At 44.9% G+C, this 19626-nt stretch carries 23 protein-coding genes; 9 read left to right on the plus strand and 14 right to left on the minus strand.

Annotated elements, in window-relative coordinates; genetic code table 11:
- The first annotated feature begins 104 nt into the window (after window positions 1–104).
- The 6 genes from DNHGIG_RS14465 (at window position 105) to DNHGIG_RS14490 (ending at window position 6847) form a co-directional block, all read left to right on the plus strand.
- On the plus strand, window positions 105–1247 hold the full coding sequence (locus tag DNHGIG_RS14465; RefSeq protein ID WP_282200260.1) for a DUF4855 domain-containing protein: 1143 nt from the start codon (window positions 105–107) through the stop codon (window positions 1245–1247).
- 347 nt (window positions 1248–1594) lie between these two features.
- Complete coding sequence (pdhA, locus tag DNHGIG_RS14470) at window positions 1595–2659, plus strand: pyruvate dehydrogenase (acetyl-transferring) E1 component subunit alpha (protein WP_282200261.1); 1065 nt, start codon at window positions 1595–1597, stop codon at window positions 2657–2659.
- Between the two features lies 1 nt (window position 2660).
- Complete coding sequence (locus DNHGIG_RS14475; RefSeq protein ID WP_282200262.1) at window positions 2661–3641, plus strand: alpha-ketoacid dehydrogenase subunit beta; 981 nt, start codon at window positions 2661–2663, stop codon at window positions 3639–3641.
- A gap of 15 nt (window positions 3642–3656) precedes the next feature.
- The gene (locus tag DNHGIG_RS14480; RefSeq protein ID WP_282200263.1) at window positions 3657–5003 is read left to right on the plus strand and encodes a 2-oxo acid dehydrogenase subunit E2; all 1347 of its coding nucleotides are present in this window, start codon (window positions 3657–3659) and stop codon (window positions 5001–5003) included.
- A 3-nt stretch (window positions 5004–5006) separates the two neighbouring features.
- Window positions 5007–6422, plus strand: a complete 1416-nt coding sequence (gene lpdA, locus DNHGIG_RS14485; protein ID WP_282200264.1) for a dihydrolipoyl dehydrogenase — start codon at window positions 5007–5009, stop codon at window positions 6420–6422.
- A gap of 134 nt (window positions 6423–6556) precedes the next feature.
- Window positions 6557–6847: a hypothetical protein gene (locus DNHGIG_RS14490; protein ID WP_282200265.1), complete on the plus strand. Its 291-nt coding sequence runs from the start codon at window positions 6557–6559 to the stop codon at window positions 6845–6847.
- A gap of 119 nt (window positions 6848–6966) precedes the next feature.
- Here the strand turns inward: DNHGIG_RS14490 and DNHGIG_RS14495 are convergent, their stop codons facing one another.
- The 3 genes from DNHGIG_RS14495 to DNHGIG_RS14505 all read right to left on the minus strand — a co-directional run bounded on the left by DNHGIG_RS14495 (window position 6967) and on the right by DNHGIG_RS14505 (window position 8589).
- The gene (locus DNHGIG_RS14495; RefSeq protein ID WP_282200266.1) at window positions 6967–7578 is read right to left on the minus strand and encodes a DUF445 domain-containing protein; all 612 of its coding nucleotides are present in this window, start codon (window positions 7576–7578) and stop codon (window positions 6967–6969) included.
- Window positions 7579–8158: 580 nt separating this feature from the next.
- A complete protein-coding gene (locus DNHGIG_RS14500; protein WP_282200267.1) occupies window positions 8159–8368 on the minus strand; it encodes a hypothetical protein in 210 nt (69 codons plus the stop codon).
- 83 nt (window positions 8369–8451) lie between these two features.
- Window positions 8452–8589: a hypothetical protein gene (locus DNHGIG_RS14505; RefSeq protein ID WP_282200268.1), complete on the minus strand. Its 138-nt coding sequence runs from the start codon at window positions 8587–8589 to the stop codon at window positions 8452–8454.
- 229 nt (window positions 8590–8818) lie between these two features.
- Here DNHGIG_RS14505 and DNHGIG_RS14510 point away from each other — a divergent pair, with 229 nt between their 5' ends.
- A complete protein-coding gene (locus DNHGIG_RS14510) occupies window positions 8819–9496 on the plus strand; it encodes a uracil-DNA glycosylase (RefSeq protein WP_282200269.1) in 678 nt (225 codons plus the stop codon).
- A 51-nt stretch (window positions 9497–9547) separates the two neighbouring features.
- Here the strand turns inward: DNHGIG_RS14510 and DNHGIG_RS14515 are convergent, their stop codons facing one another.
- Together DNHGIG_RS14515 and DNHGIG_RS14520 are read right to left on the minus strand one after the other, a co-directional pair.
- The gene (locus DNHGIG_RS14515) at window positions 9548–10333 is read right to left on the minus strand and encodes a sulfite exporter TauE/SafE family protein (RefSeq protein ID WP_282200270.1); all 786 of its coding nucleotides are present in this window, start codon (window positions 10331–10333) and stop codon (window positions 9548–9550) included.
- A 392-nt stretch (window positions 10334–10725) separates the two neighbouring features.
- Window positions 10726–10851: a hypothetical protein gene (locus DNHGIG_RS14520; RefSeq protein WP_282200271.1), complete on the minus strand. Its 126-nt coding sequence runs from the start codon at window positions 10849–10851 to the stop codon at window positions 10726–10728.
- A gap of 218 nt (window positions 10852–11069) precedes the next feature.
- On the opposite strand from DNHGIG_RS14520, the gene DNHGIG_RS14525 reads away from it, so the two are divergent.
- On the plus strand, window positions 11070–11300 hold the full coding sequence (locus tag DNHGIG_RS14525) for a hypothetical protein (protein WP_282200272.1): 231 nt from the start codon (window positions 11070–11072) through the stop codon (window positions 11298–11300).
- 126 nt (window positions 11301–11426) lie between these two features.
- Here the strand turns inward: DNHGIG_RS14525 and speE are convergent, their stop codons facing one another.
- The 8 genes from speE to tnpA all read right to left on the minus strand — a co-directional run bounded on the left by speE (window position 11427) and on the right by tnpA (window position 15858).
- The gene (gene speE, locus DNHGIG_RS14530) at window positions 11427–12281 is read right to left on the minus strand and encodes a polyamine aminopropyltransferase (RefSeq protein WP_282200273.1); all 855 of its coding nucleotides are present in this window, start codon (window positions 12279–12281) and stop codon (window positions 11427–11429) included.
- A gap of 81 nt (window positions 12282–12362) precedes the next feature.
- Entirely contained in the window at window positions 12363–12863 is a 501-nt protein-coding gene (locus DNHGIG_RS14535) for a hypothetical protein (protein ID WP_282200274.1), read from the minus strand.
- A gap of 11 nt (window positions 12864–12874) precedes the next feature.
- Window positions 12875–13087 (minus strand): membrane protein insertion efficiency factor YidD, encoded by a 213-nt coding sequence (yidD, locus tag DNHGIG_RS21070; RefSeq protein WP_369414715.1) that lies wholly within the window; start codon window positions 13085–13087, stop codon window positions 12875–12877.
- A 459-nt stretch (window positions 13088–13546) separates the two neighbouring features.
- A complete protein-coding gene (locus DNHGIG_RS14540) occupies window positions 13547–13765 on the minus strand; it encodes a transposase domain-containing protein (protein ID WP_282200275.1) in 219 nt (72 codons plus the stop codon).
- Window positions 13708–14433: an IS66 family transposase gene (tnpC, locus tag DNHGIG_RS14545; protein WP_282200276.1), complete on the minus strand. Its 726-nt coding sequence runs from the start codon at window positions 14431–14433 to the stop codon at window positions 13708–13710. Before tnpC ends, DNHGIG_RS14540 begins: the two co-directional genes overlap by 58 nt.
- On the minus strand, window positions 14417–15106 hold the full coding sequence (locus DNHGIG_RS14550) for an IS66 family transposase zinc-finger binding domain-containing protein (protein ID WP_369414759.1): 690 nt from the start codon (window positions 15104–15106) through the stop codon (window positions 14417–14419). Before DNHGIG_RS14550 ends, tnpC begins: the two co-directional genes overlap by 17 nt.
- An 84-nt stretch (window positions 15107–15190) precedes the next feature.
- A complete protein-coding gene (gene tnpB, locus DNHGIG_RS14555) occupies window positions 15191–15547 on the minus strand; it encodes an IS66 family insertion sequence element accessory protein TnpB (protein ID WP_282200277.1) in 357 nt (118 codons plus the stop codon).
- Window positions 15541–15858, minus strand: a complete 318-nt coding sequence (gene tnpA, locus DNHGIG_RS14560; RefSeq protein ID WP_282200278.1) for an IS66 family insertion sequence element accessory protein TnpA — start codon at window positions 15856–15858, stop codon at window positions 15541–15543. Before tnpA ends, tnpB begins: the two co-directional genes overlap by 7 nt.
- A 516-nt stretch (window positions 15859–16374) precedes the next feature.
- Between tnpA and DNHGIG_RS14565 the strand changes: the two genes are divergently transcribed.
- Window positions 16375–16950: a phospholipase D family nuclease gene (locus DNHGIG_RS14565; RefSeq protein WP_282200279.1), complete on the plus strand. Its 576-nt coding sequence runs from the start codon at window positions 16375–16377 to the stop codon at window positions 16948–16950.
- 531 nt (window positions 16951–17481) lie between these two features.
- On the opposite strand, the gene DNHGIG_RS14570 is transcribed toward DNHGIG_RS14565, so the two are convergent.
- Window positions 17482–19617, minus strand: coding sequence for a PAS domain-containing sensor histidine kinase (locus DNHGIG_RS14570; RefSeq protein ID WP_282200280.1), 2136 nt, complete (start codon window positions 19615–19617; stop codon window positions 17482–17484).
- Between the last annotated feature and the right edge of the window lie 9 nt (window positions 19618–19626).

Below are 19626 nucleotides of genomic sequence, written 5' to 3' on the forward strand. Positions count from 1 at the left end.
TTCTACTATCTATGAAATGTCCTTGACTTTCTGGATCATAAACAGCTTCAACCATCTTCTTAGATTTAAATTTATTGGAAAAACCAAGAAAAGAGGTTGTTTCGATGAAAAGAACAAAAGCAGGAACCATTTTATTTTCGATGTTAGCCTCTCTCGTTTTTCTCCTTCCTTCCCAAGCGATGGCGGCTTATCCGGCGTCGACGATTGAAGGAAGCGACAATATTTTTTTGGCGTATACGGGTTATCAAGCGGATTCGGACGGCTTGGTTCACCAACAGGATTGGGAAGAGAACGATTTTCAACCGATTGTCACGCACATCAATCGTTCCGAGAGAAAAGCGGATGGAGAAATGTTTACAAACTTTCTGTTTGTGGGAACGGCTGTCAAACAATCATCGGGCACATTGAAGTACATAGGAGTCAATGACGATGCCCCTGCGGATTTCACTGATTGGCAGACCTATAAGGATGAACTGTTCGCACCGGGCAAAAATATCAACGCACTGGCTCATGTTGCGACGAATAACGGACTAGGTAAAGAGATTAAAATTCACGTATGGATTGGACTTCCTTATCCCAATGCAAAAGTTTTTAAGACTGATACGGCCCGCATTACCGCCGTGAAGAAATGGATCGACTCTTTCTTAACGACCTGGAATGAAAATGGTTACGGAAACCATTTGAGTCTCGCAGGATTCTACTGGGCGGGTGAAAGTGAGTACGTAAGCGGCGGTCTTATCAATGACGGGTATGTGATGTCAACGGTCAATGCGTTTATTCATCAGAAAATGGTGGACGGTCATCCATTGCATTCGCTTTGGATCCCTTATCAAGGGGCTGCAAGTTGGGACCGTTGGAAAACATTCGGATTTGATTTGTCCATTCTGCAAAATAATTACTATTTCCGAAAAGCGAGTTTCGAAACGGCCGCCGCAAATGCTTTCGAGAACGGACAAGGAATGGAAATGGAGCTGGATTTGGGAGTCACCTGGGATCCGGTCTCGCGTGCGAAGTTCAAAAAGTATCTGGATTCTGGTGTTACAGGCGGCTATGACAGTTCCAAACGTTACTATGGCCCGTATATGTCAAACGTGCCGCTGGCCTGGTATGTCGGTGGTTGGTACTGGCACGATGGTGTGCGCGACCATGTGATCCTGAGGTTATATAACACAGGCAACCCGTTGTATGATCACATTTGGGAGTTTCTCAAGGGCACATATCATGACGATTCAAAAAAAACGGAATAAGTGGGCTACCGAACCGCTGGAAAATCAAGCCGGCGGTTTTGTTATGTATATCGACCTTGCTATAGAACAGCGTTTTCTTTTTGGTTTTGTTTGAAACAATAATGTAACAGTGATTATAACAACTGAAAAATTGACTATAATATTAGGATGAACAGCATGAAACAGATAACTTATAACCAATATAACAGGCATTCAATTTCGAAGAAAATCCGCTTTTAGGTACAAGATTCGGGCTCCTTTATGCAATATCTCACGTTTTCAAGTTTGCAAGTTGAAAGAATCAAAACCTATAATTGAAGCAATAAATCACAGAAACAGGATCTGTGGGAATCACGAGAGGTGAGAACATGGCAAACGAGGCTTTTTCAACGATACAGATTTTATCGCCGGAAGGAAAAGTCGTAAATCCGGATCTGATGCCTCAACTGACTGATGAGCAATTGCGTGAATTGATGCGGAAAATGGTCTTCACGCGTATATGGGACCAAAGAGCCATCGCTTTGAACCGTCAAGGCCGTTTGGGCTTCTACGCTCCAGTTGCCGGTCAGGAAGCGTCGATGATCGGCAGTCAGAGCGCTTTGAGCAAAGAAGATTTTATATTACCGAGTTATCGTGACATTCCTCAGGCTGTATGGCACGGTCTGCCGTTGTATCAGGCGTTCCACTATTCACGCGGTCATTACCATGGGGGACAGATTCCAGAGGGCGTCAATGTCCTTATGCCGCAAATCATCATCGGTGCTCAGATCACACAATGTGCGGGCGTCGGTTTCGGGTTCCGTTTGAAGAACGAATCACGCGTAGCGATCACTTACATAGGTGATGGCGGTACATCGCAAGGTGATTTCTATGAAGGGATCAACTTCGCGGGTGCTTATAACGCGCAATCGATTTTCGTCGTTCAAAACAACCGTTATGCGATTTCCGTGCCGATTGAGAAACAAACCAAAGCACAAACGTTGGCACAAAAAGCGGTCGCTGCGGGAATTCATGGTGTACAAGTGGACGGTATGGACGTACTCGCCGTTTATTACGCCGTAGCGGAAGCACGTAAACGCGCTCTGGCGGGAGAAGGACCGACATTGATCGAAGCATTGACCTACCGATACGGTCCGCATACGATGGCCGGTGACGATCCGACCCGCTATCGTACAAACGAGGAAAAATCCGAATGGGAGAAAAAGGATCCCCTCATTCGTTTCCGGACATACCTCGAAGAAAAAGGCTTGTGGAGCCAAGCGGACGAAGAACGTGTGATTGAAGAAGCAAAAGCGGCTGTAGCCGATGCGATCAAGATGGCGGATGCAACGCCTAAACAAAAAGTATCGGATCTGATCGGTTTCATGTTCGAAACTCTGCCGCCTTCGCTTGAACAGCAACGTGCAGAATTCCTGGCACGGGAGGGAAAGTAAAATGGCACAAATGACGATGATACAAGCGATTACAGACGCCATGCGCGTTGAATTGAAGCGCGATCCGAGTGTCCTTGTATTTGGTGAGGACGTAGGTAAAAACGGCGGGGTATTCCGGGCAACGGACGGTTTACAGAAAGAGTTTGGCGAGAATCGTGTATTCGATACTCCGCTCGCTGAGTCGGGGATCGGCGGATTGGCCGTTGGTCTCTGCCTGACAGGATTTCGCCCGGTTGCCGAGATCCAATTTTTCGGCTTCGTTTTTGAAACGTTCGATGCGATCGCCTCTCAAGCAGCAAGAATGCGTTATCGTTCAGGGGGACGTTATCATTGCCCGATCGTTTTCCGTTCACCGTTCGGCGGCGGCGTGAAAACACCGGAATTGCATGCAGATTCGCTTGAAGGTCTGATGGCGCAAACCCCGGGTGTGAAGGTGGTGATCCCATCGAATCCGTACGATGCGAAAGGTCTCTTAATCTCTGCGATTCGTGACAACGATCCCGTGATTTTCCTTGAGCATATGAAACTGTACCGTTCTTTCCGCGGTGAAGTTCCGGAAGGAGAATACACGGTTCCGCTCGGTAAGGCGAACGTGGTGAAAGAAGGTAGTGATGTGACTGTCATCACTTACGGTGCGATGGTACACACGTCTCTCAAGGCAGCAGAACAAATCGAGAAAGAGCGCGGCGTTAAAGTCGAAGTGATCGACTTGCGCACCATCAGTCCGTTGGACACGGAAACGATCATCAAGTCTGTCGAGAAGACCAACCGGGCGGTTGTGGTACAAGAAGCTCAACGCCAAGCGGGTATTGCCGCAGAAGTGATCGCGCAAATTAACGAACATGCGATCCTTTCTCTCGAAGCGCCTGTTGTGCGCGTGACCGCACCGGATACTGTGTACCCGTTTGCGCAAGTGGAAGATGAATGGTTGCCAGACCCGGCTCGTGTCATCGAAGGCATCAACAAAGTTCTGGACTTCTAGGAGGTGGCAAAGGACGTGGCTTCAACATTTGCATTTAAATTGCCGGATATCGGCGAAGGTATTCATGAAGGTGAAATCGTCAAATGGTTGGTCAAGCCGGGAGATGTCGTTGAAGAAGACCAAGTGATTCTCGAAGTACAAAACGATAAAGCGGTCGTAGAGATCCCGTCTCCCGTATCGGGTAAGGTTTTGGAATTAAAAGTGAGCGAGGGTACGGTCGCTGTTGTCGGAGATGAATTGATCGTTTTCGAAACGGAAGGCGAAGTTCCGGAGCAAAATGCGCACGGCCAAACATCCTCCTCAGAGGAAGCGTCTCAAGAAGGATGTGCGGTAGGAAGTTCTGTGGCGGCAAATGTGGCTGCGGCGACAGTGGATACACCGATGGCTGCACCATCCGCGGGTACGCAAGCATCGGCTGCGGTAGATCCGAACCGTCGCATTCTTGCATTCCCCTCCGTTCGTAAATTTGCGCGCGAACAGGGTGTAGATATTCGTCTCGTACCTGGAACGGGTAAACACGGCCGTATCACGAAGGAAGATATCATCAACTTCAAGAATGGCGGACAGGTTGTTGCACAAGCTCCGACACAAACACAAGATACGGTCGACAAGAGTGCCGCTGTGGCTTCAGCGAGTGTCACTGCCGCTCCTGCAGGCGAACGTCTTGAAGAACGGGTACCGCTCAAAGGGATCCGTAAAGTCATTGCTCAAGCGATGGCGAAGTCGGTATATACCGCACCTCATGTGACTGTCATGGACGAAGTGGACGTCACCAAACTTGTCGCATTGCGCGAAAAAGCGAAACCTCTCGCTGAGAAGAAGGGTGTCAAGCTGACGTACTTGCCGTTTATCGTTAAAGCGGTCGTGGCCGGTTTGCGTCAATTTCCCGCACTCAACGCATCCATTGACGATGAACGAGGCGAGATCGTTTACAAAAAGTATTACAATATAGGTATTGCTACGGATACGGACAACGGTCTCTTAGTACCGGTTGTTTCTGACGCGGATCGCAAGAACATCTGGACGATAGCAGGGGAAATTGCCGATCTGGCCAAGCGTGGACGAGAAGGAAAATTGGCTCCCAATGAGTTAAAAGGCAGCACCTTCACGATCACCAATATCGGTTCGGCGGGCGGCATGCTCTTTACACCTGTGATTAACTGGCCGGAAGTTGCGATCCTGGGAACCGGGCGCATCACCAAGAAACCGGTCGTTCGCAATGACGAGATCGTGATCGCTCCCGTACTGTCCCTCTCACTATCATTCGACCATCGGATCATCGATGGGGCTACGGCACAACATTTTGTCAACTATGTGAAAGCACTGCTGGAAGATCCACAGTTGCTCGTTATGGAGGTGTAAGGCATGGTCGTAGGCGAATTTACAACGGAGGTAGATGTCCTCGTTATCGGCAGCGGTCCCGGCGGTTATGTGGCTGCGATCCGTGCCGCACAGCTCGGTAAAAATGTAACGCTCGTTGAACGTGAAGATCTTGGCGGTGTTTGTTTGAACCGCGGGTGCATTCCTTCCAAAGCTTTGATTTCTGTCGCTCATCAATATGAGACGGCGAAGCATGGCATGGAGAAAATGGGCGTCTTCGCAGAAGGAGTAAAACTTGATTTTACAAGAGCCCAAGCGTATAAAAACGAAGTTGTCAAAAAGTTGACCGGCGGCGTTGCGGGCCTGTTAAAAGGGAACAACGTGACGGTGCTCAAGGGTGAAGCGCTTTTTGTAAACGAAAACGAAGTCCGCGTGTTCGATAACTATGAAGTGAATCGCTATCGTTTCAATCATTGTATCATTGCAACCGGTTCTCGACCGATCGAACTCAAATCCCTTCCTTTCAGCAAACGTGTGCTTTCATCTACTGAAGCGCTGGAGTTGCCGGAAGTTCCGAAGAAGCTGATCGTGATCGGCGGCGGGTATATCGGTGTGGAATTAGGAACTGCGTATGCGAAGCTGGGCGCGGAAGTGACCATTCTTGAAGGTACCGATTCGATTCTCCCCGGATTCGAGGCTTCACTCGTACAACCTGTCAAGAAAGGGCTCAAAGCGAACCATGTGACCGTACACACAAACGCTTTGGCGAAGTCTGTTGAAGAAACGGATTCCGACGTGACGGTTATCGCCGATATCAAAGGCGTCGAACAGAGATTGACGGCTGATTATGTACTCGTAACAGTCGGGCGTCGTCCGAATACGGACAACCTTGGTTTGGATGCGATCGGGGTGAAACTCAATGAGCGCGGATATGTTGTTGTTGACAAACAAGGCCGCACGAACATCCCGAACATTTATGCGATCGGGGATATCGTAGCAGGACCCGCTCTGGCGCATAAAGCATCCTACGAAGGAAAAGTGGCTGCGGAAGCGATCGCGGGACTTCCGAGCGAAGTCGATTATCGTGCGATTCCCGCTGTGGTCTTCTGTGATCCTGAAATCGCGAGCGTAGGTCTGACCGAAGAAGAGGCGAAAAAGCAAGGATTGAAAGTGAAGACGGGTAAATTCCCGTTTGCTGCAAACGGCCGTGCACTTTCGATCAATCAGGCGGACGGATTCGTGAAAGTGGTCGCGGAAGAAGGCACCGATGTAGTTCTCGGTGTTCAGATCGTTGGTCCGGCAGCTTCCAACCTTATCGCAGAAGCGGGACTTGCGATCGAGATGGGGGCAACATTGGAAGATATCGCACTGACCATTCACGCTCATCCAACACTTGGAGAAGTCACCATGGAAGCGGCAGAAGTGGCATTGGGTCATGGGATCCATATTCTTTCCAAATAAAACTGGAAATTGAAACGTGATTCAAAACGGTCTCGTTTTTGGCGAGACCGTTTTTGCGTAAGGTCATGACTTTTCGGGAGGATGCATAAAGGAAAATATTCCTACGCATAATTAAACATCAAAGGGGGAATTTGATGTTTAGGCGAATATTTAATACATCATCACCGCTGGGGATTGCGCTGACAGTCGCCGGAGTCGTTCTTGCTTTGTCCCCGGAAGCTCGTCAAGCGGCCCGGCGTATGTTGGTCAAGGGAACGGCCGCTATCTTGGGGGTCGTGGATCAGGTGAAGGAGGTCTCCGCAAATATGAGTCCGGAAGTTCAGAGATCTGCCGATTTTCTCGACGATGCAAAATCATCCGTTACTCATAGTGGTGAAGCCAGTGAACATTTGCACGGGAATGAGAACCATACGCAGCTTCACTAGGTGTTTGACGAAGGAGCCTGGTAAATCGGGACTCCTTCTTTCATTTGCCGATACATGACAGGCAATCCCTCTGAGAGCGTAGAGAAAGACCTCTTCGAGTTTGTTAGGAGGATTTCCGTTCAGTGACCGATGATGATGAGAAAAACCCCCTGAACGAGCCCGATCCCAAGGCCCATATAAAACCCCAACCATTCGATGAAAGTCAGCTCTTGTCGAGCCACTTTGCGCACCAATTGTTCCAACTCGACAAAGTCCAGTTGAATCAGTCGGTCATGGACGATTTGGCGAATGGGAATCATGTTTTGCAGGCGTTCAATATCATCGTATAAGTTATGGATCAGATGATTGAGCTCTTTAGAAACTATGTCGGATATGTATTCGAGCGCGGGTATGCGAATCGCCGTTGGCATCCACCGAGGAAATTGTACTTCTACTCGTTCCATGATTCGTTCGTGAATCATTTTCGTGGCCTGTTGCAACAATTCCGCGTCCTTAATGAATTTTTTTATGTCTTCCTGGGAGAGAAGATCTGTTTCTACAACTTCCGCTAGACTATTGGCTATATTTTCTTTTCGTTTGGGTAGAACACCTTGAATTTGCCATCGTGTACCCCATACGCGGTAAGGGTTTTTTGGATTAAACAACAACCAGATGGCCAATTTGTTTGTTATCCAGCCGTGCAGAGCGCCGATCAATGGAAGGATAAGGAAATCGACAACATAACGGTTCATGTTTGGGCTCCTTTTTCATACATGTCACATCAATGTTATGAAAGTGTATCATACATGTATTATACCCGCTTTTTTTCTCATCTTCACAAGCCTATTTTGTTTGACTAGAGATGCGAAAAATCTGTGCTTGGGTGGATGATATCGCTTTGCGCTTGGGTTCTTTGGGGCATATGCTTTGCGCTCATGCTCCGTGGAGGTCGTTTCAGCGGGTATATGCATTGCGCTTATGCTCCGTGAAGGTCGTCTCGCATGGAATTATAATCATATGTTGCGAGACGACCTTCAAAGTCGCTATTACGCGCAATGCATATACCCTTTTACATCCGAAAGGAAGCGAGACGACCTCCAAGGTCGCTATTACGCCCAAAGCATATGCCCTCTTCTCGTTTAAAGGAAGCGGAACGACCTTCCACTCACCTCTGCGCTGCAAAGCGCTATCATCCACCCAAAAGCCACTCTGTTACTAGTGGCAGACTTAAGCTTCTCTTTCGCATAAGAAACTCTTCATTCTCTAATGGTTCCATTTGTTACCGATGAGAAAGAGTAGCATTGGAGTCACAAGATAAAAACGACCGCCTCTTCATCTTTCAGGGCGGTCGTTGTCTTTTTTAGGGATGTAGGGGACACTTGAGAAGAGATCGGCAAATGTCTGCTGATCCTCGTGCAGATGGTTGCTTTTATCAGGAAGTCCCATGAGATGGAGCAATTCCTCGTTCATTTCTTCCATTTGTTTTTGCGCGAGTTGTTCCAGAGTATCTTTTTTTATTTGAAAATATTTTTCGTTTCGCATGCTGTGTCTCCTTCGCGTGCGATTTTATATCCATCGTTTCTTGGGACGAGGAAACGAACCGCGTCCCAAGAAACTCCTTACATTCATCTTTCAATCGGATTTCCATTATCGTCTTCTCGTTTGTAACCATCATAAGCGACAAGGATCACGCCTAACTGTGATTCCAAATCATTGATCATTTTCTTTTGCTCTTCCGTGAGGCTTGCCAGATGATACGTCAAGGTAGCCACCCCCTTGTCACGTGTTCGCGGATAGTTTTACCGAAAGGGGGGAGCTTCAAACAGCCTTTACGTTCCATCGTCACCAATTGGCGCATGAATAAGAAGAGGGGCGTGAAATGTAGAGCTCCTCTTTTTGCGTCCATAAGAAGAGCATAACGGGACTGTGAAAGTATGCTAGAATAATAGAGAACTGGCATCAAAATAGGATTGTAGGAAGTGTATTGAAGGTATGGCGATTTTGAAAAACGATTGGGCACCTTTGTTAGAACAAGAATTTGAAAAACCGTATTATTTACGGTTGAGACGTTTTTTAATTGAAGAGTATAGTACCCGCGTGATTTATCCTGACAAATATGAAATTTATACGGCTTTACATTTAACATCATTTGAAAACACGAAGGTCGTGATCATCGGACAGGATCCTTACCACGGTCCAGGGCAAGCTCATGGGCTAAGTTTCTCCGTCAAACCGGGAGTAAGTATTCCTCCTTCCTTACAAAACATTTTTAAAGAGTTGCATGATGACCTGGGATGCTACATCCCCAATAATGGATATCTTGTGAAATGGGCGGAACAAGGGGTACTGATGTTAAATTCGGTTTTAACCGTACGCGCAGGTATTCCCAATTCTCATAAAGGGATGGGGTGGGAGACGTTCACAGACAAGGTGATCACGACGCTTAATCAAAGAGAGAAACCGGTGGTTTTCATCCTTTGGGGGAAACATGCGCAGGAAAAGAAAAAACTGATCACATCCGCTAAACATTTTATCATTCAATCTCCGCATCCGAGTCCCTTTTCGGCAAATCGAGGCTTTTTGGGCAGCCGTCCGTTCTCAAGAACCAATGAATTTTTGAAAAAAATTGGGGAAGAAGAGATCGATTGGCAGATACCGAATCTAACCTAAATATGTTCCTTGAGCGGGCGCACCCGCTCAAAGGTGATTTCTTATCTGTGACTATTCCGTCATGATACGAATTGACATAAATACTAAAGTGATGGCTAAAGACCGAAGGAGGGTTTTTGCAGGTAATTTTGCTGCGATCCTTGCACCTGCTTGTCCACCCAAAAATGCACCAATCGCCAAAAAGAACACCAAATGCCAAACGACGTTGCCGAGAATGATGTGAGTGATTGTACCTATACAGGAAGAAATCAAGATAATAAACATGGAAGTCGCCGTGGCAATATGAGCGGGAAAGCTCATCAGTAAAACCATTGCCGGCACTAAAATCGATCCGCCGCCAATGCCTAAAAGAGAAGATAGAAATCCTGTCATGAAACTGACGATGAGTCCAAACCCGCGATGATACGAGAACACGACTGTCTCACCGTCATTTGTCATCTTCCGTGTGACGGTCGCAGGGAGAATATTCTTTGCCGGAATTCTGGGTTTCATAAGCAGGAAAACGGAAACCGACAAAACGATCAAACCGAAGATCGTATAAAAAAGATGGCGGGATAATGCTTTGGAAAAAATGGCTCCCATGATCGAACCAGGGATCATAGCGGCACCAAACCAGAAACCGCTTGCAAAGTCGATTTTCTTCTGCCTTGCATAAGCGATCGTACTCGAAATCGAATTGATACATAAAACAGCCATCGAAGTTCCAGCAAGTAATCTTGGTTCAACGTGATACAAGAAAATAAGAAAGGGAATAATGATAAATCCGCCGCCTAACCCGACGATTGAACCTGCCAACCCGGCCAGTGTTCCAATCAAAAAAAGCGAAACAGCTTCCATTTCGAATCACTCCACAATTTTGCGATGTTTACAACATGAATCTTCGGGCGTGTTTCATCTCCGCGTTCATTACATGTCTCGACATTTATGTCTATTATAAAACAACTTCCTGCACATAAGAAGAAGATTAACGCTCCAACGCAACATTTGGAAGTAGCCACCCATGCACTAATTTTCATGCCATGTATTATCATTCCTTACGAAGCATTTCAAAATGAAGATTTTTTATATTTGACGAATAGGAATTATAAGGGTAAAATGGTAATGTAATCGTTTGGGCATTCTTTTGCCCACACACCTGCCTTTTTCACTTTGGATCTCTTCCGGAATATGGGGGAGATCATTTTTTCTAAAAGGGAAAGAGACCATGCCAGGTCTCTTTTGATTTATGTTCATTCCATGTTTTTATTCTCGATTTCTGTGTAGAAAAATCCACTCCCGATTAATAAGACCAGGCTGCTTAACAAGAGAAAGAGAAGGACTGCAAAAAACTTGATGGTCGTGAGTTCATCCACCATGCACCACATCCTTTGAATTTTCTGCTCTATAGAAATATTACGTCATTATTCCGGCTCAATCATCTCTCTCTTCATCGTATTGAAAAGGTAGAGACAATGGATCAACTGGTGACAGCCTATTATAAAAGTAATGGGTGTTTAGCCCTTTCAAATTCGTTCTTTATCGCATCAAATGTATCATGTGAATATCGCCTATTCTAGACAAAGGGAGTGTAAACATGCCTGGGCCAGTCGAGGAACGACTCATTGAAGAAATTTATGGATTGTTCAAACATCGAATCATAAAAGAAAATGACCGATTACTTAATGAAATGATGTCAGAAACGAAAAGATTAGAAAAGAAATTAGATGATTTGCTCTGGGAATTGAAACATTTAGGAAGAGCGAAGTCTTATAAAGCAAAGAAGCGTCCGCGGGAGAAACATGGGAAACCGAAACTTTGGATATAGATTCAACCATCATTTAGACCCATTTTCATCCGAAAGGGGCATGTAAGGTCATTTACCCATCCTATATGAGAATGTAAGGAGTCTATAACACGAATCCCCTGGTGGAATGCCAGGGGATTCCGAGCTTTATAATAATTCTTTTACAAATTGAGGGACTTTGAAACATTGTTCCAGAATGTCTCGGTTGACATATCGGGTTTGCTTGTCAAAAGAGCGGATGTTGGCCGGTTGTTCGTGTATTTTGGAGCCGAGTGTGTAACTCCACAGTCCCCCCGGATAGGTAGGTACGACGGCCGTATAAAGGAGAGTGGTTGGAAATAACCGTTGGATGCTCTTATAGGTCTCAACCATCACTTCGGCATGGAAAATCGGAGATTGGCTTTGGCAAACCATTATGCCGTCAGCTTTTAAAGCGCGATGCAGGTTGCGGTAAAAATCAAATTCGAACAACTGTTTGGCAGGGCCAACCGGATCGGAAGAATCTACGATGATGACGTCATATGTATCAACTGCTTCGCGGACGAAAGCTACTCCGTCACTATAAACGAAACGTACACGCGGATCTGAAAGGTTTCCCGATACTTCCTGTAAATGATCCTTGCATACTTGGACAACCAATTGATCAATTTCTACAAGATCAATTTGTTCCACATTTTCATATTTAGCGATTTCACGGGCAGCCCCACAATCACCTCCGCCGATCACCAGGACGCGCTTTGGATTCGGATGGAACGTCAGCGGAACGTGAGAAATCATTTCATTATAAATAAAACCGTCAATCGAAGTGGTTTGCACAACCCCGTCTAATACCAGCATTCGGCCGAAATCGTAGGAATCCAAAATCATCACATGCTGGTACGGAGATTGTTCTGCATATATAATGTCACGGATACGGTAACTGATCTTCAAGTTATCCCGTTCGTTTTCCGTTAGCCATAATTCGCCGTTTTGGTACTGAATAAAATTCGGCAATCCCTTCATTTTCAACCTCCAGTTGGAATCGATGACATTGAAGTATGTAGGCGTTCTTATTATACACTTCATCCTTTCTTATAAGCAAACTTATTGGTCAACACTAGACGGAGCGGTAACGACTATAGGATTGATCACGGGTAAGTGAGTGATCGAAGCGAGCAGTTCCGTCATTCCATCCCGATAAAGAACCGTGTTCCGCTCAAACATACCGGAACCACACGCGGGGCAGGCCCTGTGATACTGGGGCAAATCTTTACGGAACAATTTTACGAATAGATGGGTCAATGGTGCCAATAGTGAAACACCGCCAATGAAAGCGAGAGGCATCGTGGCACAACCGAGACAGCCACAACCATCAAGCACTTCTGCACAGGCAAACCCTTCTAAGAAAAGGCAGCCCGGGCTCGCACAGCCACATCCCGATGAGCGTGGATAATCGGAGTGATGACGTCCCCCCCATCTTCCATGATCCCTGTATCCTCCATAACGAAGGATTTCCGCACGGATCAGGCGTACTTCTTCAAAAGGAAGATAAAACCATTTATATTGACATTTTGCGCATTGACATTCAATCTGGATGACGTTCATAGTTCACCTCGTTATGGATAATCGATCTTTGAACCGTGATAATATCGATTGCAGCGAGCAAGACGTTTGGCAGTCTTCGCTATTCCTTTCCATATGCCATACTTGAGTAGAGCCAAGCGGGCATATTCTGAACATGTGGGTTCGAAGCGGCACCGTCGTCCAAATTTGGGTGAGATTTTACGTTGATACCATGCGATCAAACGAAGACAGAGACGGATGAACATAACATACCTCCATCTTCATTATAAGTTTGTCGATCATCACATACAATTGAATGATCTTCATTTTTCAGTCTTCAATCAATCAAAGGACGGCAGTCTTGTTCGTTTTTTAGGGGTTATCACGTAAAACATACTCTCTTCACACCTCATACAATATAGGAAGCAGGTGATGAAGATGTGGCTATGGGTTCTAATAGGAATGGGGATCATAATGGTTCTTCGGCTGATCGATTTTTATGATACAAAATAAAGGGGAAGAAATTCCGTCCATCCGACTCTCAACGGGTATCCCATTCTTAATAATCATGTAAACGCTTAAGTGAACGGGATCAGTTCTCCTAAGCGTTTTTTGTTAAGTGGGGAGGGAAGATTGGAGGAGCCCAAATGAAAGGGGATTCGTCAGTTTGGTCGTAAGCGTAAAATAATCCCCACCTTTTGAAGAGATGGGGATTTTCGTATGATTTACGTATTCTTTTTTATAGCCCGGCAGGTAAGCGGTAGGCTTTCTGACCAAGGGAGAAGCTGATCTAAGGAATCTTTGTCTTTCATATCTAGGTTAGGTAGTTTCTCAAAGAGATAGGTAAGATAGAAATAGGGATGTAATCCATTTTCTTTCGCTGTCTCTATGATACTGTAAATGATCGCACTCGCCTTTGCACCACGCGGGGTATTGGAGAACAACCAGTTTTGCGACCGATCACAAACGGTTTGATCGAGCGTTCACTTCGGTTGTTATCGATCTCCAATCGCCCATCCTGTAAAACGCCTCTAATTTTTCCCACTGGTTCAGACAATACAAGATTGCCTGACCGAACGCACTTTGGGCAACACTTTCGGTTTCTGGGTACGTAGCCATGCCAAAAAGCATCCAACACAGGGCGGCTGCGTTCTTGACGGATTTGGTAACGTTCCTCAGGCGTGCACTCCTTTAAGTCCCGTTCAATCGCAAAGAGTTGATTGCAGAAATTGAGTCCCTCTTTGGCTGCTACCGGTGACGAGCGCTTCGATTCAGGCAGCGCCTTGAGTGCCTCATCGAATTTGCGCCGGGCGTGAGCCCAACAACCGACCAGGGTCACATCCGGTATCCCATGGTAACCCGCATAGCCATCGACGTGCAGGTACCCTTTGAAACCGGAAAGAAACTGACGCGGGTGTTTGCTCGCCCGTGTCGTCTGGTAGTCATAGAGGATGATGGCCGGACCTTCTCTCCCGGTGCGGTACAGCCATAGATAAGAAGTCGTCTGTGCGGCCCGACCCGGTTCGCGGAGCACTTGTAAGGTCGTCTCGTCTGCGTGCAGAATGTCCTGCTTGAGTAAGTGCTCGCGCATGCGATCATAGAGCAGACTCAACCAGGTATTCGCCGTAGAGGATCCAGTTGGCCAGGGTCTGACGAGACAACTCAATCCCCAGGCTTGCAAACTGTTGCTCTTGTCGGTAGAGAGGCATGCTCTCCACATATTTTTGACTCATGATATAGGCCATACTGGAAGCAGAAGCCAAACTCCCCGGAAAGACGGGGGCAGGCATAGAGGCTGTGACTATCGGCGTACTTGTCTCCTCACGCTCACAACGGCGGCAGGAGTAGACGTAACGGACATGCTTGACCACTTTGACTTCGGCCGGAATAATCTTCAGCTCTTGCCGTATCTCCGTGCTCATTTCATGCAAAGAATCACCGCAACACGAACAAACCTGCTCCTCAGATGGCAGGCGATACTCGATCGTCTCCACTGGCAGGTTTTCAAGCAGGGTTTCCCGGTGGCCGCGTTTTTTGGAGCGGCGGTACGTAATGGTTTCGAGGGTAGGCTCCTCTACAGTGGGATCTGCCTCCACCTCGGCTTCGTTAAAAAGCTCAAGCTGATCGGCATTCGTTCGTTCGCTCGAAGAGCCAAACCGGCGCTGTTGGCTGAGGCGAAACTGCTCCTCATACCACTTCAGTTTGGCGGTCAGTTCCGCATTTTGCTTTTTCAGCCAATCGCATTCTTTTGGAGATCTTCTATTGTAGTAGGGGTCGGGTTCAATGTATGATTTTTCATAATACTATTGATTTCGACAATGTACAGCCAATTCCTTTTCCATTCAAAAAAAATAGGTGGATGTGTGGAATCATACGATTGTGCGCGCGGTCACCGCAGGGTGAGCTTGTCGCTGTTCGAGAGATAAACCATCGAGTAGCCAACGCAACTCCCGACGACTGATTTTCAACGGTACGGAGCTCGCTTCCGCTGGCCACTGAAATTTTCCTTTCTCTAACCGGCGGTAATAGAGCCAGAAACCGTTGTGTTCCCAGCGAAGAATCTTCAGTTTATCTCGCTTTCGATTGCAGAAAACGAAGAGACAGGGCGAGAAAGGGTCGAGTTCAAACTCTTCCTTGACGAGTACGGCTAACCCGTCAATCGATTTCCGTAGATCGGTGCTTCCGCTGGCCAGATATACCCGCTCTACGCTAGCTTCGCTTAGCATAACGTTTGGAGTGTTCGCACGACGTCGGCCAACAGTGCAGGATCAAAGCCAGACTGGATTTCTACGGTTGCTTGCCCTACTCTAACGAGCAAGGTGTTTCTAGACTCGCCAGTCTGCCCGTCCACTTCTACCGATATCCATTTGGATGATGGGGTCACAGCGGCTTCTTTGTGTTCCATCTTCCGGAGCCAATACCGGAACTGATGAAGCTTCAACTGATGAGCTCTACACCATGCTGATGCACTCTGTCCGCTAGCCCGAAAAGCAGCGATCCGTACCTCCCACTCTTTTCTCAATTCTACATGGGACATTGAAAATTCTCCTCTCCGAATATCTTGAGGAGATTATCTCAAATACAAAACGAGGTTAGTAGGTGGGGAGTATTTGACGCTTACGTTTGGTCAGTCCATTTGCAAGCCTTGCGGTAAAAAAGGATGTACATTTGCTAAAATTTAAGTAATGATTCCTTTGGAATTGTATCACAAACGACAGGGGGTGACAGCCATGGAATTAGAAAAAGAAACGGGATTCGTGGATTGGGATGATTGGTTGATACTCGAGGTGGAAGACGAGAAATATCCGATACTCGCCCATCAGGAAGGGAAATCGCGATAAATATACGAATAGAATGAGAGGTTCTTTGCAGAAAGCAGAGGGAACCGTTCAATAATCTGAAAAGCAACAAGCAACTGAAGCCGTTAATGAAGCGGCTTTTTGTAATTGTTAGGACTCGTAATTGGGGCTAATCTTTCAAGATTCATGGAGGTTGCATAGAAACATTATCCAATTTAAAATTGAGTTTAGGTTTATATTAGGAGGATTAAAGAGTGAAGAAGTTACAGTTCGTCGCTCCTCTTTTGGTTATCTCGCTTTTGACAGGCTGTAGTGTAGAGAAAAGTGCCGGGGTCAGCGAAAACGCAACGAAACCATCTGAAAAACCAAACGTGGAGTGGGCATTCACGCAAGCGGAACAACATCCTGAGAAAAAACTCATCGAGGTGATCGATGGAACAAAATCGAGTCTCGATATTGCAATCTACAGCCTGACTAAACCTGATATCGTTCAAGCTATTGAGAAGGCTCACGAACGCGGAGTACAAGTGAGGATCATAACAGATCATCAAGAGGCACAGAACAAAACGCAGCAGCAAGCGTTGAAGCGTTTGCGTGAAAAGGGGATTCCGATCAAAGAGAACACCCATAAGGGTCTCATGCATCTGAAGGTCACTATTGCGGATAAATCCGTGGTGACGACGGGCTCTTTTAACTATACGACAGCAGCGAGCACTACGAATGACGAAGTATTTGTTGTCATACATGACCCGATCATGGCAAAAGATTGGGAAGCACAGTTTGAACATATGTGGAACGATCGTAGTAAGTTCACGGATTTACAAATATGATATCCAATATCATTTTCTCTCGTCCCGGTTGCATACCGGGTTTTTTTCTTCCATAAACAGGTTCCATAGCTCTTCAGCCGCTTGTTCCTTTGTTTCCACGTGTACTTCCATTCTCACACCGTTGTCCAATTCACATTTCCATGGAGCATTAGGACTTTCTTTAATTATTAATCCTAAATTTCCTTCGTATGCGAATATCCGATATACTTGTGTACCAGGAGAAGAATGTCTTTTAATAAAGAAAAATGGCTCATGAAGGCTCATACTGCACCTCGAAAAGATTGATATTACCAGTATTCCCGTTTTTGATCGTGAATCGAACCATAATGTTTCCACAACACTTGATGAGATTCATGGTGTTCCACAGTTAACACAGTAAAGAGGCCCTTTCTTGGGCCTCTTGCATTTTGTACAGTACAGGCCTGGCCTTACCATCAAAGTATCTTGACCAGTGGTTGTCGATTTGTCACAATAAGAACTGAGAGGAAAGAGAAGAAGTTGTCTGAAGACTCCGAGTTGTTTTATGCAACATTAATGATGTTTTATAGGTAAAATTATATTTACAGTAGTGCCTTCATTTATTTTACTTTCGATCGTTATTTTTCCGTTATGCGCTTCAATAATTTTATAGCATACCATTAATCCTAAGCCTGTTCCTTTTTCTTTTGTAGTATAGAAGGGTTCAAACAATTTTATTTGTCTCTCTTCTGGAATACCGCATCCCTGATCAATACAACGGATGAGGATTCTATCATTCTGATATTTCATTGCTTGGACTCTGATTTCTCCACCGTTCGCCATCGCCTCAATTGCATTTTTCAGAATATTTATAAATAATTGTTTTATAAGGTTTTCTTCACACTCTATCAAGGGAATAGAAGGATCAAAATCAACATGGATTTGTACATTGTTTATGATCGCTTGGGTATTCAGCAAGATCGTGATGTTTTGCAATATCTTTAAAAGATCTTTCTTTTGAAAATTTATGATTTGTGGTTTAGCAAGTACTAAAAACTCATTAACAATAAAATTTATTCGATCTAATTCAGATAACATGATATCGAAATATATCTTATTATCGTTTGTTTTTGATTGCAACAATTGGAGAAAACCTTTTAAAGAAGTAAGGGGATTCCTAATCTCATGAGCGACACCTGCAGCTAACTCGCCTACAACAGAAAGTTTATCGGATTTTCGTATGATTTCTTCAGTTTTTACACGTTCAGTAATGTCAAGATACATGCCTATAATCGCTGGTTTTCCTTCGTAGGTTGTAGTTGAACCGTGTATTTCCAGGTATATTAAGCTTTGATCTTTTTTTATTCCTCGTGCTTGATAACTAATCGAACTCAGTTGGTTATTCAATTGTTTTGAAATATTTTTTTCAATCAACGGTCGATCTTCTGTCACGAATAAATTCTTTATTTCCATATTGAGAAGTTCTTCTACTGTATAACCAAATATTTCGGACATTCGGGGATTGACATACACGAATCGAGCCTCTTGGATAATGTATACACCTACTGGTGCTTTCTCAACTAAACTGCGGTATTTCGACTCAGCTTCTTTTAGAGCTTCTTCTGCGACTTTACGCGTGGTGATATCAGTCGCAACGCAAAGCATTTGTTTACCGGTTGAAGTATGAAAAGGGATCTTAATACTTTGTAACCAACGAGTACGTCCCTGCGAATCAATAAATGACTCCTCAGACTTTGATATAGTTTTATTAAATAAAATGACTAATTTTTCATCAAACAGTCTTTCTGTCATTTCTTTATTTAAACAAAAATCTTCCTCTTTTTTTCCCACAAGATCCTTAACTGTAGTACCATATGCTGACGCAAATGTAACATTTGCAAGAGTAATATCACCATCTAAATTTTTGGCATATATAAAGGTAGGACTCATATCGATAATTTGTCGAAGAAAATCCTTTTGTTCTTTCAGGGATACGTTTATTTTTCTTATTGTTAGTGCTTGCATTCTTATAAACGCTACAAATATAGCAAGAGAATGAATCATGACGGAAATTCCGCTGGAAATCACTATAATGTTTTTCGACAAATTAAGTATTCCAACTCCATAAGTAATAGCCATGGCCGTTATAAAAAGTATCAGGAAGGTTCGTATGATAGAGTTATAAATTTTTATACTTATTATAAAGCTTATTCCGATAATTACAGCAAATGCCATAAGATGTAATTTAAACGCCCAATTCCATTCACCATATAACGGATATAGTATAGTAGTATTCATTGTATGAATAGAGTAGAGATTCACTATGCCTTTATGGCTCCAATTAACGGCATATACAAATAGGCTCCACAAGTATAAAAATACAATCAAATGTTTATTTATTAAGCGACTCCAAATACTTTTTCTGATATGCGGTAATGTCAAATCATTTAGCGCGACGTATGCGATATAGAGTAATGCAGGTGCTTGCATGATTGTTCCAAAGCGAAACAAACGAAATAAAAAATCTATTGTTTTCACTTGAAAGAATCTTTCGGAAAATAAGACAGACATGTCAATTTGCCATGAACATATTAATAACATATAAATAAACAAGGCAAACGTTAATCTGTTTTTTTCAAACAAACAGATCATAGTGATCCCAAGTGTTAATGGAACTGCACTGATCGCCAGCATTAATATAAAGGACATATATTGGCA

The sequence above is a fragment of the Collibacillus ludicampi genome (genome assembly GCF_023705585.1).
GTDB lineage: Bacteria > Bacillota > Bacilli > Tumebacillales > BOQE01 > Collibacillus > Collibacillus ludicampi.

Coding starts and splice junctions, on each gene's coding strand:
- DNHGIG_RS14525 (WP_282200272.1), top strand. CDS start 11,070: ATGCCTGGGCCAGTCGAGGAACGACTCATTGAAGAAATTTATGGATTG.
- lpdA (WP_282200264.1), top strand. CDS start 5,007: ATGGTCGTAGGCGAATTTACAACGGAGGTAGATGTCCTCGTTATCGGC.
- pdhA (WP_282200261.1), top strand. CDS start 1,595: ATGGCAAACGAGGCTTTTTCAACGATACAGATTTTATCGCCGGAAGGA.
- DNHGIG_RS14475 (WP_282200262.1), top strand. CDS start 2,661: ATGGCACAAATGACGATGATACAAGCGATTACAGACGCCATGCGCGTT.
- DNHGIG_RS14510 (WP_282200269.1), top strand. CDS start 8,819: ATGGCGATTTTGAAAAACGATTGGGCACCTTTGTTAGAACAAGAATTT.
- DNHGIG_RS14500 (WP_282200267.1), bottom strand. CDS start 8,368: ATGCGAAACGAAAAATATTTTCAAATAAAAAAAGATACTCTGGAACAA.
- tnpB (WP_282200277.1), bottom strand. CDS start 15,547: ATGCTAAGCGAAGCTAGCGTAGAGCGGGTATATCTGGCCAGCGGAAGC.
- DNHGIG_RS14465 (WP_282200260.1), top strand. CDS start 105: ATGAAAAGAACAAAAGCAGGAACCATTTTATTTTCGATGTTAGCCTCT.
- DNHGIG_RS14495 (WP_282200266.1), bottom strand. CDS start 7,578: ATGAACCGTTATGTTGTCGATTTCCTTATCCTTCCATTGATCGGCGCT.
- DNHGIG_RS14490 (WP_282200265.1), top strand. CDS start 6,557: ATGTTTAGGCGAATATTTAATACATCATCACCGCTGGGGATTGCGCTG.
- DNHGIG_RS14520 (WP_282200271.1), bottom strand. CDS start 10,851: ATGGTGGATGAACTCACGACCATCAAGTTTTTTGCAGTCCTTCTCTTT.
- DNHGIG_RS14515 (WP_282200270.1), bottom strand. CDS start 10,333: ATGGAAGCTGTTTCGCTTTTTTTGATTGGAACACTGGCCGGGTTGGCA.
- yidD (WP_369414715.1), bottom strand. CDS start 13,087: ATGTTCATCCGTCTCTGTCTTCGTTTGATCGCATGGTATCAACGTAAA.
- tnpA (WP_282200278.1), bottom strand. CDS start 15,858: ATGTCCCATGTAGAATTGAGAAAAGAGTGGGAGGTACGGATCGCTGCT.
- DNHGIG_RS14570 (WP_282200280.1), bottom strand. CDS start 19,617: ATGTCCTTTATATTAATGCTGGCGATCAGTGCAGTTCCATTAACACTT.
- speE (WP_282200273.1), bottom strand. CDS start 12,281: ATGAAGGGATTGCCGAATTTTATTCAGTACCAAAACGGCGAATTATGG.
- DNHGIG_RS14535 (WP_282200274.1), bottom strand. CDS start 12,863: ATGAACGTCATCCAGATTGAATGTCAATGCGCAAAATGTCAATATAAA.